Source organism: Caldibacillus sp. 210928-DFI.2.18 (assembly GCF_020554505.1).
In the GTDB taxonomy this organism is placed as follows: Bacteria; Bacillota; Bacilli; order Bacillales; family Caldibacillaceae; genus Caldifermentibacillus; species Caldifermentibacillus hisashii.
In genome coordinates this window covers 1-13,475 of the sequence record NZ_JAJCHL010000027.1, presented here as the reverse complement: position 1 = coordinate 13,475, position 13,475 = coordinate 1, and the positions used below count along the sequence as shown (strand labels likewise).

9 protein-coding genes, 1 pseudogene and 1 riboswitch are annotated in these 13,475 nt (G+C 35.9%); of the genes and pseudogenes, 9 read left to right on the top strand and 1 reads right to left on the bottom strand.

The features are described 5' to 3' along the window. The first annotated feature begins 2 nt into the window (after positions 1 to 2). The 4 genes from LIZ98_RS07765 to LIZ98_RS07750 all read left to right on the top strand — a co-directional run bounded on the left by LIZ98_RS07765 (position 3) and on the right by LIZ98_RS07750 (position 7,278). The gene (locus tag LIZ98_RS07765) at positions 3 to 1,520 is read left to right on the top strand and encodes a class I SAM-dependent DNA methyltransferase (protein WP_227139376.1); all 1,518 of its coding nucleotides are present in this window, start codon (positions 3 to 5) and stop codon (positions 1,518 to 1,520) included. Then, positions 1,510 to 2,757, top strand: a complete 1,248-nt coding sequence (locus LIZ98_RS07760) for a restriction endonuclease subunit S (protein WP_227139375.1) — start codon at positions 1,510 to 1,512, stop codon at positions 2,755 to 2,757. The genes LIZ98_RS07765 and LIZ98_RS07760 overlap by 11 nt, the downstream gene beginning before the upstream one ends. A gap of 40 nt (positions 2,758 to 2,797) precedes the next feature. Continuing rightward, positions 2,798 to 6,046 carry a type I restriction endonuclease subunit R gene (locus LIZ98_RS07755; RefSeq protein WP_227139374.1) on the top strand — a complete coding sequence of 1,083 codons (3,249 nt, stop codon included), beginning with the start codon at positions 2,798 to 2,800 and terminating at the stop codon, positions 6,044 to 6,046. Positions 6,047 to 6,270: 224 nt separating this feature from the next. Beyond that, on the top strand, positions 6,271 to 7,278 hold the full coding sequence (locus LIZ98_RS07750; RefSeq protein WP_227139373.1) for a CHAT domain-containing protein: 1,008 nt from the start codon (positions 6,271 to 6,273) through the stop codon (positions 7,276 to 7,278). A 460-nt stretch (positions 7,279 to 7,738) separates the two neighbouring features. On the opposite strand, the gene LIZ98_RS07745 is transcribed toward LIZ98_RS07750, so the two are convergent. Next, entirely contained in the window at positions 7,739 to 8,167 is a 429-nt protein-coding gene (locus tag LIZ98_RS07745) for an NAD-binding protein (RefSeq protein ID WP_108899028.1), read from the bottom strand. A 100-nt stretch (positions 8,168 to 8,267) separates the two neighbouring features. Further along, a riboswitch (cyclic di-AMP (ydaO/yuaA leader) is annotated at positions 8,268 to 8,422 on the top strand. A gap of 68 nt (positions 8,423 to 8,490) precedes the next feature. On the opposite strand from LIZ98_RS07745, the pseudogene LIZ98_RS07740 reads away from it, so the two are divergent. The 5 genes and pseudogenes from LIZ98_RS07740 to LIZ98_RS07720 form a co-directional block, all read left to right on the top strand. After that, positions 8,491 to 9,142: pseudogene (locus LIZ98_RS07740) on the top strand (potassium channel family protein). 3 nt (positions 9,143 to 9,145) lie between these two features. Then, positions 9,146 to 10,471, top strand: coding sequence for a TrkH family potassium uptake protein (locus LIZ98_RS07735; protein WP_108899026.1), 1,326 nt, complete (start codon positions 9,146 to 9,148; stop codon positions 10,469 to 10,471). Between the two features lie 579 nt (positions 10,472 to 11,050). Beyond that, on the top strand, positions 11,051 to 11,326 hold the full coding sequence (locus tag LIZ98_RS07730; RefSeq protein ID WP_108899025.1) for a hypothetical protein: 276 nt from the start codon (positions 11,051 to 11,053) through the stop codon (positions 11,324 to 11,326). A 59-nt stretch (positions 11,327 to 11,385) separates the two neighbouring features. Further along, the gene (locus LIZ98_RS07725; RefSeq protein WP_227092091.1) at positions 11,386 to 12,522 is read left to right on the top strand and encodes an InlB B-repeat-containing protein; all 1,137 of its coding nucleotides are present in this window, start codon (positions 11,386 to 11,388) and stop codon (positions 12,520 to 12,522) included. Between the two features lie 110 nt (positions 12,523 to 12,632). Continuing rightward, positions 12,633 to 13,475 (top strand): transposase (locus LIZ98_RS07720; protein ID WP_227203011.1); only part of this gene is annotated, 843 nt, incomplete at its 3' end.

Genomic DNA, 13,475 nt, shown 5'->3' with positions numbered 1-13,475 from the left:
TGATGGACACAGCAAAGATTGGTTTTGAGGAAACACTTTGGAAAGCGGCTGACAAATTACGTGGAAGCATGGATGCATCCGAATATAAACACGTAGTCTTAGGATTGATTTTCTTAAAATACATTTCTGATAAGTTTGAAATGAAGTATAACGAATTAGTTGAAGAAGGAGAAGGTTTTGAAGAAGACCGCGATGAATATACAGCAGAAAATATTTTCTGGGTACCGAAACAGTCACGTTGGAGCTTCATTAAAGACCGTGCGAAAGACCCGAAAATCGGTCAATATATTGATGAAGCGATGATTGAAATTGAAAAAGAAAACCCGTCACTCAGAGGTGTGTTAGATAAACGTTATGCCCGCCCTGAGATTGATAAACGCCGATTAGGAGAACTGATAGACCTCATTTCAACCATTAAATTGTACAGCAAACAAGAAAAAGACTTACTTGGTCGTGTTTATGAATATTTTTTAGGTAAGTTTGCCAGTGCAGAAGGAAAAGGCGGTGGCGAGTTCTATACGCCACAAAGTGTTGTCAAAACATTGGTTGAAATGATTGAACCGTATGAAGGGCGGATTTATGACCCTTGTTGTGGTAGCGGCGGCATGTTTGTTCAAAGCGAAAAGTTTGTTGAACGCCATCAAGGAAAAATTGATAATCTCTCTATTTATGGTCAGGAACTCAATTCAACGACTTGGAAGCTTTGTAAAATGAATCTTGCTATCCGTGGAATTGAGGGGAATATCGGTGAACACCATGCGGATACGTTCCATAATGATTTACATAAAACGCTGAAAGCAGATTTCATCCTTGCTAATCCTCCATTCAATGTGAGTGACTGGGGCGGAAATGAATTAGTTGATGATGTTCGTTGGAAATTCGGTACACCACCAGCGAGCAATGCCAACTATGCATGGTTACAGCATATAATCTATCACCTAGCACCAAATGGCGCTGCTGGTATTGTATTAGCCAATGGTTCGTTAAGTTCCAATACATCGAATGAAGGGGAAATCCGTAAAAACATACTCGAAGCGGATTTAGTCGATGCCATTGTTGCTTTGCCTGACAAATTATTCTATTCAACAGGTATTCCAGTTTGTTTATGGATTTTAAACCGTAATAAGAAAAATCATCCTAAATATCGAAGCCGTGAGCATGAAATTCTATTTATCGATGCACGAAACATGGGTCAAATGGTTGACCGTCGCCTGCGTGAATTAACGGAAGAAGATATTCAAAAAATTGCAGGAACATACCGAAACTGGCGTAAACCAGATGGGAAATATGAAGACATCAAGGGATTCTGTAAATCAGCGACTTTAGAAGATGTCCGTCAAAATGACTATGTATTAACTCCCGGGCGCTATGTTGGAATAAGTGATGTCGAGGATGATGGTATACCATTTGAAGAAAAAATGGAAACCCTCACCAGTGAATTAAGAGAACTATTTGAAAAATCCCACCGATTGGAAGAAGAGATTAGAAAGAATCTAGGGGGGATTGGGTATGGAATCTAATGAATGGAAAGAGTATAGGTTTTCTGAATTAGTAGAGATAATTGGTGGAGGAACTCCAAAAACAAATGTGGAAAAGTATTGGAATGGAGATATACCATGGCTATCTGTAAAAGATTTTAATTCTGATAATAGAAAAATTTATTATACAGAAAAAACAATAACAAAAGAAGGTTTAAAGAATAGTTCTACCAATTTATTAGAAGAAGGAGATTTAATCATTTCGGCAAGGGGTACTGTAGGAGCATTAGCACAATTAGGAAGACCCATGGCTTTCAATCAATCGTGTTATGGTTTAAAAGCTAAAAAAATTACATCTAATGACTTTATTTATTATTTATTAAAATATAAGATTCGTGAAATAAAGCAAAATATACATGGTTCTGTATTTGACACAATAACAAGAAATACATTTGACGTATTAACAGCTAAAATTCCAAATATAAAAGAGCAAAAAGCCATAGCAAATATCCTTTCCACCTTAGATGAAAAGATTGAAACCAACAACAAAATTAATAAAAAGTTAGAAGAAATGGCACAAGCATTGTTTAAACATTGGTTTGTTGACTTTGAGTTTCCGAATGAAAATGGCGAGCCTTACAAATCAAGTGGCGGCGAAATGGTTGAAAGTGAGTTGGGAGAAATACCTAAAGGGTGGAAAGTAGATAAGTTATCAAGTATTGCAGAAATAATTATGGGGCAATCTCCAAAAAGTGATACTTATAACACAGATAAAATAGGATTACCATTATTGAATGGTGCTACAGACTTTCAAAATAAAAATTTAAGTCCTAGTAAATATACATCTGATCCTAAAAAAGTAGGAGAAAAAGGTGACTTTGTATTTGGTGTACGAGCAACAATCGGTTTAGTAACAGAGTTGGATGATAGATACGCTATTGGACGTGGTTCGGGAATAGCTAGGGCATTTGATAATATGTATAAAGAATTTTTATATGAAATTCTAAATATTGCATTTAGCAATTTTCAGTATACAGCAAGTGGAAGTGTATATTTAAATGTTTCTAAAAATGATTTAGAGGATTACAAGCTGGTTATTCCTGACATTAATATTCTTAGAAGATATCATAAAATTACAAAATCCATTTTAAATCAAAAAGAAAACTTAAAGAGAGAAAATGCCGTTTTAGAGAAACTTCGAGACACCCTTCTTCCAAAACTAATGTCCGGAGAAATCCGTGTCCCGTTGGATGATGAAGTGTTATCAGAAAAAAATTAAAGAATCAATGTCATATCCCGTTTCGAAAGGGGAGAGGAGAATGAGTTTTTTTGAAAATTTTACGGAAGATAAGCTGGAAGAAGCAGCTATAGAAATTCTTCAGGAACTTGGCTATGACTATGTCTTTGGTCCGGACATTAGTTGTGATGGGGAAAGACCAGAACGAAAAGATTATCGTACCGTTATTTTAGAAGACCGTGTAAAAGATGCTTTGTTTAAACATAATCGCCATTTGCCACAGGAAGCAATAGAAGAAGCATTTCGGCAAATTATAGCTTTTAATAGTCCAAGCTTAGAAGAAAACAACCGTCATTTTCACAAATTAATCACGGAAGGCATTGATGTGTCGTTTCATCAAGATGGTCATAGCCGTTCGATGAAGGCATTCTTGATTGATTTTGAAGAACCAGCTAATAATGATTTTTTGGTAGTAAATCAGTTTACGGTCGTTGAAAAAGAAGAACGTCGTCCAGACTTAGTCCTTTTCATTAACGGTATTCATTTTGTCGTTATCGAATTAAAATCAGCAACCGATGAAAACGTTAGTATCGATAATGCCTATGCACAGATTCAAACCTATAAACGAGATATTCCATCTTTATTTTACTACAATGCGTTTTGTATTTTATCCGATGGAATTAATGCGAAAGCGGGAACGATTACCGCAAGTCAAGAACGTTTTATGAATTGGCGGACGGTGGATGGGGAAAACATTGAACCGCTTGAAGTGCCGCAATATGAAGTGTTGTTAAGAGGAATGCTGGCAAAAAACCGGCTTATTGATATTATTGAAAACTTTATTCTCTTTCAGGAATCCAAAGAAGAAGAACGGGATGAAAATGGGAAGAAAATCGGCGAAAGAAAAACGATTGCCAAAATTCTCGCTGCCTATCACCAATATTTTGCGGTAAAAAAAGCAGTGGAAAAGACAAAAATAGCGACCAGTGAGAACGGAGACCGTAAAATCGGTGTTATATGGCATACACAAGGTTCTGGGAAAAGTTTTTCAATGGTTTTTTATACAGCACAGCTTGTCAAGCAGCTAAATAATCCAACCATTGTGGTGATTACTGACCGCAACGATCTAGATGACCAGTTATTTTCGACATTTTCTAAATCAAAGGATATTTTAAGACAAACACCGAAACAAGCAGATGTCCGCAAATTGAGTGAGGAACAGAAAAAACAACAAGCCAACGAAAAATCCAAAGAGATAAACGGATTATATGATCTTCTAAATGACCGGGAATCAGGCGGTATTATTTTTACAACGATTCAAAAGTTCAAACCGGAAGAAGGCGAAATGCCGGTTTTAACCGATCGTAAAAATGTGATTGTTATTGCGGATGAAGCTCATCGCAGTCAATATGGTTTTTCTGCAAAGACAGATACGAAAACAGGCGAAGTGAAATATGGATATGCAAAATATCTTCGTGATGCACTTCCGAATGCTTCCTTTATCGGTTTTACAGGAACACCGATTGAGCTGGAAGATAAGTCAACGCCCGCTGTTTTCGGTAATTATATTGACATTTATGATATGACGCGAGCAGTTGAAGATAAAGCAACGGTTAAAATTTATTATGAAAACCGTATTATCCGCTTGGAAGCCAATGAAGAAGAATTAGCTAAGATCGATGAAGAATTTGAAGAGATTACCGAAGATCAGGAAGAACCAGTACGTGAAAAATACAAGTCCAAATGGTCGAGGCTCGAAGCCATCGTCGGTTCACCTAACCGGATCAAACAATTAGCCAAAGATATTGTTCATCATTACGAAGAAAAGGCAAAAGCAATTGACGGAAAAGCAATGATTGTTTGTATGAGTCGCCGTATTTGTGTCGCACTTTATAACGAAATTGTCAAATTACGTCCAGATTGGCATTCCGATGATGACGATAAAGGTAAAATTAAAGTCGTCATGACAGGCAGTGCTGGGGATGATGATTTCTTACAGCCGCATATTGGTGGAAAAAAACGACGGGATTTATTGGCAAAAAGAATGAAAGATAATAATGATGAACTAAAAATCGTCATTGTACGTGATATGTGGCTGACTGGATTTGACGTACCTTCCATGCATACGATGTACATCGATAAACCGATGAAGGGTCATAACCTCATGCAGGCAATCGCACGGGTAAACCGTGTATTTAAAGATAAATCAGGTGGAGTAGTTGTCGATTATATTGGGATTTTAGAAAGCTTAAAGAAAGCTTTAAATCAATATACCGAAAGTGATAAGAAAACAACGGGTATCGATACATCGGCTGCAATTGCTGTGATGAAAGAGAAACTCGAAATTTTGCAAGATATGATGCATGGGTTTGATTACTCTGCTTATATGGGTTCATCTCAAGCAGGCCGTATTCGAGCCATCACTGGCGGAATGAATGTCATTTTTGGTAAGAGTGAAAAAGAACAAAAAGAATTCAAAAAGACGGCAACCGAGCTAGCGAAGGCGCATTCACTTTGTGCAGCGACAGATGAAGGAAAAGCAGCAGCCCTTGAAGTCAGTTATTTTAAAGCGGTTAAGGCAAGCCTAAATAAACTTCAAGAAAAACAGCCGAAGCGGAAGACGAAAAAAGAAATCGAAGCCCGCGTTAATCAATTACTCGAACGTTCCATTATTTCAGAAGAAGTAGTTGATGTATTTGAAGTGATGGGATTGAAACATCCTGATGTATCTATATTATCGGAAGAATTTCTCGAAGAAGTACGTTCATATGAGTATAAAAATTTGGCGGTTGAAATGCTAAAAAAATTACTTGAAGGCAACATCAAAACAATGGAAAGACGCAACCTTGTCAAATCCCAAAAATACTCGAAAAAACTGAAACAGTCGCTGAACAAATATAAAAACCAAGCCATTACAAACGCCGAAGTAATCGAAGAACTAATTCAAATGGCAAAGGACATGAAAAAAGAAGGAGAAGAAGAAAAAGATCTAGGATTAAATGAAGATGAAATTGCCTTTTACGATGCTTTAACATCTGAGTCTATAGTTAAAGAGTTAATGGAAGATGAAGTCTTACGTAAAATCGCCAATGAACTGACTCAAGCAATTAGACGGAACATGACCATTGACTGGCATGTCCGAAAAAGCGCCCGTGCAGGAATGAGGAGAATTATTAAGCGACTATTGAAGAAGTATGATTATCCACCAGAACAAGCGAAAAAAGCTTTAGACACAGTTATGCGACAAGCCGAGTTAATGGCGGAGCATACTGAAGTAAGAGATTGGAATACGCTGCAGGCTGCGGAGTCTAAAGGTGAATATGAAGTTTAAGAAAATCTTTTCTTAACTAATTCTATTTCGAATTCTTTACTATTCAATCTTAGTTTGAGAAAAAAGAAAAGAGATATAAATAATGTATTGGGCTACCCAGATAAAACAACTAGATATAACAACAGAAGGCAGTTCCTATTAAGTTAAATGGGAACTGTCTTTTTCTAATAAAGAGAACAAAGTGTTGCTTAATCTAAGAAACATGTATAGGGGGTTATGGCGAAATGTCTCTAATTGAAATGCATAGAAGAACAATTAAGAGAAAAAAAGAAGAGCTAAATAGATTACGAACACAAAAAGCAAACGAATCTAAAAAAATTCCTACACATAGGAAAAAAATTATGTCAGCTCAAAAAGCTATAGAAAGAACAAAATCCGCATCTACTATAAAGATGAAATATAACGAAATTAAACGGGAAGAAAAGAAAATTTCAGATATCGAGAAAAAGTTAGCAGATATTGATAGAAAGATATCAAAAAAAGAAAAAGAAATTCTTGAAGAAGAAAAGAAACTGAATCGTGAAATCGAACGTGATCAAAAGAAACGAGATATTGCCGAAAAGAAGAGGATTGCGCAACATGAGAAACATTTGGAGGAGGTAAGTAGAAAATTGGATAAATTGGTAACTCTTCCAGAAAAAATAACAGTATTATTCATGGCTTCTAATCCATTAAATGCACCCCAATTAAGATTAGATGAAGAGGCCAGAGAAATACAAGAAATGATAAGAAAATCAGAACATAGGGATTCGGTTTTATTTAAAACTCGATGGGCAACAAGAACATATGACGTTATACAGGCTATTAATGAGGAAGAGCCAACTGTAATTCATTTTAGTGGGCATGGTTCTGAAAATGATGAAATTGTTTTCCAAGATAATCAGGGAAATGCAAAATTGGTTTCCAAAGATGCTATAGTTCAAACTATGATGAGTACGTCTGACAATATTAAACTAGTATTTTTTAATACCTGTTTTTCGTATGGTCAAGCACAGGCAGTAATAAAACATGTAGATGCTGCTATAGGTATGACTACATCTATCGGTGATGATGCAGCTAGAGTTTTTGCAGCCCAATTTTATTCGGCCATTGGATTCGGTCTATCAGTAAAAAAAGCATTTGAGCAAGGAAAAGCAGCATTAATGCTAGAGGGTATTCGAGAAGAAGATACTCCTGAATTATACGTAAAAGATGGTATTGATCCAGATGAACTAATTATTGTTAAACCTTGAAATTGATAGATAGTAGTGTAGTTGGAATGCAACCTACTTCTTCTAATTCTTAGGTATATAAAAAAGCACTGAGAATTGTGGTTCCCAGTGCTAATTTTTTGCCTCTTAAATTACCGCGGTGAACCGTACCACAAATAGTGGTAAAGCAGAAAGTTGAAGTTGCGCTTGATAAAGAGTGGTTAAACAAGTTGGTGTTATAACATAGTCCCGCTCCAAAGTTCCTATCTTTTAACTGAAGCATTATGAATAAATATTAGTATACTTAAAAAAATCCATTGAAGCAAAGTTTCAATGGATCCACAACAAACAAAAATAAGTTATCCACATTTTTTGAAAAAATAAGCAAAATTGGTTCTTTTTGCCCCTTTTTGTAAATAAATTTAACTGGAAAATTTTACCAACTGTGGATAAGTCGTAATTGCATAATACTACCGAAAATTGATAAATTTACTCCTCATAGCTAATCACTTGCTATCTTACTTGACCTGATAATTTCGTTTGCACCTGCTCTTTTAGCATTATTCACTTGTTCAGAAGTTTGAATCTCCACAATGGTGTAAACAGAAGGCTTCATTCCTTTTATGGACAGTAAGGAAATAATTGATTTCTTGTCTGCATTTTGTTCGTTTTGGTATTGGTCAGCCGTTATTATTACTACGTCTTTATTTTCTATATTTGCCTCTAGAAGAGTCCCATCATACATTGGGACTCCTTTGATAAATTTTATATTTTCATTCTCAAAGGGAGTATTTTCAAGAGTTTCATCGATTAAAGTAATATCTATACCTTCAAACAAACCACTTAGGATTTCAATTACCATTTTTGTCCGCCCGTTCCAGCCTATAAAAAGAAAATTTTTAAACGTTTGCTGTTGACTTGTGATTAACATACCAATATCACCCTCTCAAAATTCATTATTAACCGTATAAATCATAAATAGTCAATATACCTTGACACAATATATTTCTAGGAGTATCTTTAGATATATAATTTTATATACGCTGAATCATTGAATGAACGGGGGAACCAATTATTGATAAACCTATGTTTATCTAGGGGTGAATCTTAACATAATAAAGTTAAGAAGGGATACTCTCAATTCCTAATCCGACAGTTAACCTCGTAAGCGATTTTGAGAGAAGGGTACTTTGAAAAAGACCATTCTTCTTTGGAATGGTCTTTTTCTGGTTTCCTTCAGGAAGGGGAAACATAATGAAAGTGTCAAAAAGTAAACAATTTGCTGTTTTAGGTCTGGGAAGCTTTGGGGGAAGTCTTGTTAAAGAGTTTCATGATTTGGGTGTAGAGGTGTTAGCCGTAGATAATGACATTGATAAAGTGAATGAATTTACCGAGTTTGCTACGCATGCCGTACAAACAAATGCTACAGATGAAATTTCACTTGAAGCAATAGGTATCCGGAATTTTGATTTTGTTTTAGTCTCATATGGGGACAATTTACAAGGTAGCATTTTAACCACACTTTTGTTAAAAGAAATGGGTATTAAGAATGTTTGAGTACCACCATAAAGTCCTTGAAAAAATCGGTGCTGACCGAATTATTCATCCTGAACGTGATATGGCAAAACGAGTTGCTCATCTTATTGTATCCGAGAAGGTTTTGGACTACATAGAACTATCTGATGAACACAGTATTATAGAGGTAGTTGCAACTGATAAAGTTGCAAATAGATCCCTCACCCAATTAGATACAAGGGCAAAATTTGGGTGTACAATTATAGCAATCAGAAGTGGTAAGGATATTAAAGTTTCACCTTCTGCAGAAGAAGTTGTCTTAAAGGGCGATGTCTTAGTACTAATTGGACAAAATAATGATTTAGACCGTTTTGAAGAAGAAGGTGTTTAATCAATGTTGCCTAAAAGACATATAGTTAATTTAAGCCCACCTAGATTATTATTATTAATCTTTCTAGGATTTGTAATTTTAGGAACTATACTATTAAAGTTACCCGTTGCAACTACAAATGGGATAACATGGTTGGATGCGTTATTTACCTCAACCTCAGCAATGACCGTGACTGGTCTTATTGTTGTAGATACCGGACAGGCTTTCACCTTATTTGGTGAAATCGTTATTTTATGTTTAATCCAAGTTGGTGGGCTTGGTATTATGACATTTGCGGTTCTCATTTTTATTATGTTGGGTAAGAAAATAGGACTTAAAGAACGATTACTAGTTCAACAAGCACTTAATCAAACGAATTTTGGTGGTGTAGTTTACCTAGTTAAAAGGTTATTTTATTTCTCGATTATAACTGAAACAATCGCTGCTTTATTTTTATTCTTACGTTGGCTTCCTGATATGGGGTGGAAACAAGGACTTTATGCTGCCATTTTCCATTCTATTTCAGCATTTAACAATGCGGGATTTTCGATTTGGCCAGATAGTTTATCACGATATGTTGGTGATCCTATTGTAAATATAGTTATAACCTTTTTATTTATTTTCGGAGGACTTGGTTTCACAGTAATTTTCGACCTGTGGAATAAGAAGGAATTTTCTAAATTGTCAACCCACTCAAAACTCATGCTTATCGGTACTTTGATATTTAATGTTGTTGCGGTGTTATTTGTTTTTATTATGGAATACAGTAATCCAGAAACACTTGGAAAGTTATCCATATCCGATAAACTTTGGGCAGCCTACTTTCAAGGAGTTGTCCCACGAACGGCAGGATTTAATACGGTAGATATTGGTAGTCTTGATGACGCAACATTGTTTTTTATGATGCTCTTAATGTTTGTGGGGGCAGGAAGTGCCTCGACTGGTGGTGGTATAAAATTAACTACTTTCTTGGCGATGCTCCTATCTGTCTTTACTTTTCTCAAGGGAAAATCAGAGGTTGTTGTTTTTAGAAGAACTATAACCGACCGAATTGTTGTCCGTTCCCTTGCAATTGCCATTATTGGCCTAACAGTTGTAATTTTTGCCGCGCTAATTCTTAATATTACAGAGGATGCTTCATTCATAATGGTTTTATTTGAAACAGTATCGGCTTTCGGAACCGTTGGATTATCGATGGGCTTAACGGGTGACTTAACAGAGATAGGTAAAATAGTAATAACTTTTGTTATGTTTGTAGGGAAATTAGGACCATTAACTTTGGCTTTTTCATTTGCACAGCCTGACAAGAGTCCAATTAGATATCCCAAAGAGGACATATTGATCGGATAAATCAATCCCAAAACAATTTATTATAAAGTTAATCCGTTATTTATTTCTAGGCCTTGGTGAATTGAAATACACCAAGGTCTTTTATTATTAAAAAAATATAATTTTTGTTGAGGCAGTTTAGTTTCTAATATGACCACTAAATCAATATAAATTTTATAGGTTGCGTGGAATTGTTAGGTAGAATAGGTATTCCATGCTATCATGCGACCAATTAATAGAGAAATTGATATAAAAAACGGGTATTAACTGCAAAAAAATATTGCATAGAATTATTTATACTAAAAATCGAGTTGGAAAGAATATGATTAACCAATTTGTTGAAGAAGGACATTGTTTCTGTTGTAGGTTATTCTCTGGCAGGTTTACTTTTTATCATTGCCATTATTATGTTTTTTTAAATTAAAAATACTTGCAGTCATTGGAGATCTTTCAGGCAGAACAGCGGCACAACAAATTTAAGAAATACGCAAAAGGAATTCATCTACAGGTATAAAACTGTACAAACCGGATGTTTTTAATATAGAAAGGGGGAAATTAACGGAACCTGTTAAAAACTCAGATAAACTTACCCGAGAGACGATGGTAAATCAACCGGAAGATTCATCATTGGCTACCGTTGTATTGAATGATGAGACAACAGCTTATCAAGAAACAATGCTGTTAACAGAAGAAACTGAATTGTTATTTGATGACAGGACTGAGGTGTTGAATGAGGATGTAACAGTGGCCGCCGATGAAACAACAGTTCTGGACCAAACAGAAGAATTACCATATCAAGAGCCTACGATTAAGCAAGTTAAAGATTTTAAAATGATAAAAGATATGAAAGTAACCCATACGGATGAGACCATTTAAAATAATTCAGTTTTAGAAGATCTAGCAGATAAGTATAAAGTGTTTTTGGGGGGAGAGAAATGCACAAAAAGAAAGGATCAAAGACGATTCGTTTCGTATCAATGATTCTGGCAATTATGTTAGTTTTTAGTAACATGCCAATCAGCGTGATTACATTTGCCAATACGACAGAACCGGCACAATCATTGCAGGATGTAGAAGGACAAGCCCAGGTTCAAATGACCGTCGAAATAAATCACGATTATGGGGAAGTAAGATTGAATGGGAATCCCTATAAGGACGGTGAAACACTTGAGGTTACAGCGGGAGAATCGATAGATATAGATGTTACCCCGGATGATGGATATAAAATTCAATCTATCTCCATTGGCGGTGAAAATCAAGAAATTACCGATGGAAGTAAGTTTACAAAAACCGTCCAAAATATCAAGACGAATACAACCATTGAAGTAGCTTTTATCGAAAAAGAGGTTTCTCCTCAAGAGTTTGACGTTACTGTTGATACAAACGAGAATAATGGTGAAGTCATCATAAATGGAACTAAGTTAACAGACAACGGAACATTATCTGTATTAGCAGGACAATCGGTCGAGGTATCAATTACGGCAAAAGACGGGTATGATATTCAATCAGTCACAATTGGAGACGAAAACCAGACAATAACCGATAAAAAAAGATTTTCCAAAAGAATTGAAAAAATAACAGAGGATACTATCATTACGGTTATATTTGCTGTAACAACCCATACCATTTCTTTCGCTGTTAATGGAGAAGGGAAAGTAAAAGACGGAGATATCGATATTATTTCCGATGGCGGGCAAGTTAGACAAGTTCAGCAAGGAGCGGATTTTTCCTTCCTTATGGTTCCTGCCGCCGGTTATCACTTGGCGGGTGTTCGAATCGATGGTGCAGAAATTGATCTGGAAAGGGATGAAAATCTAAAAAAACAAGCGGATAACAGTTACCAATATACATTTCGAAATGTGACAAAGGATTGCTCCGTAGAAGTGTTCTTCGCAATTAATGAATATTCGGTCCGTGCAGAACCAACAGAAAACGGTACGGCTCACTTAGATAAAGGTACCGTCCAGCACGGTGGAACGGCTATTTTGACAATGACACCGGATGCTGACTACCGGGTTGCATCTGTAACTATTAATGAGACGCAATATACGGATATAAGTAGGGGTTGCTGAACAAACAAAAAAACCAAATAGGAGAAGGATTTATGAGCTTTTTGTCGAATATAAAGTGTAAGGATTTTACTAAGAAATTTGCAAAAACCTTGCACTTGGAGGTTATTAAGATGTTTCAAAAAAGCCAAAATCAACTAACATTTGTCGATGATTTCTTTCTCCCATTTGGTGGAAGGTTGAATAAAGATAATCGTTGGGTCCGTTTAGCCGAAATCATTCCTTGGTGGAAAGCGGAAGAAAAGTACGCCAAGAGCTTTAAGAACTCTATGAAAGGTGAACAAGCACTTTCTGTTAGAGTTGCACTTGGCTCCCTCATCATTCAACAACGTTTAGGATTGAGTGACCGAGAAACCGTTAATCAGATTATGGAAAATCCATATCTTCAATACTTCATAGGGCTTCCTTCATTCCAAGAAAAAGCTCCGTTTCATCATTCGTTAATGACCCGTTTTCGAAAACGACTCGGTCCGGATATTATTAATGAAGTCAATGAATGGATCGTCATGGAAGAACAAATTCAAACGGACGATCAAGACAATGACGAAGGTAACGATTCTTCTATCAATAAGACCCAGACAGATAACAATGATTTCGATACAAAAGAAAATCGAGGAAAACTGATTCTTGATGCAACTTGTGCACCGGCTGATATTTCTTATCCCACTGATTTTAAACTATTGAACGAGGCACGTGAAAAACTAGAGCATATCATTGATGTTTTGCATAAACCATTGAAAGGAACCCGAAAAAAGCCACGGACCTATCGGAATCGAGCACGAAAAGAATACCTATCGATCGCAAAGCAACGAAATATCTGTTCAAAAAAGATGCGCAAAGCTGTCGGTAAACAATTAAGATATGTAAAAAGAAATCTTGAAATCGTCCAACAGTTGACATTGGAAAGTTCATTATCCTTATTGAGCAAACATGAATACAGACAACTTTTGGTTATT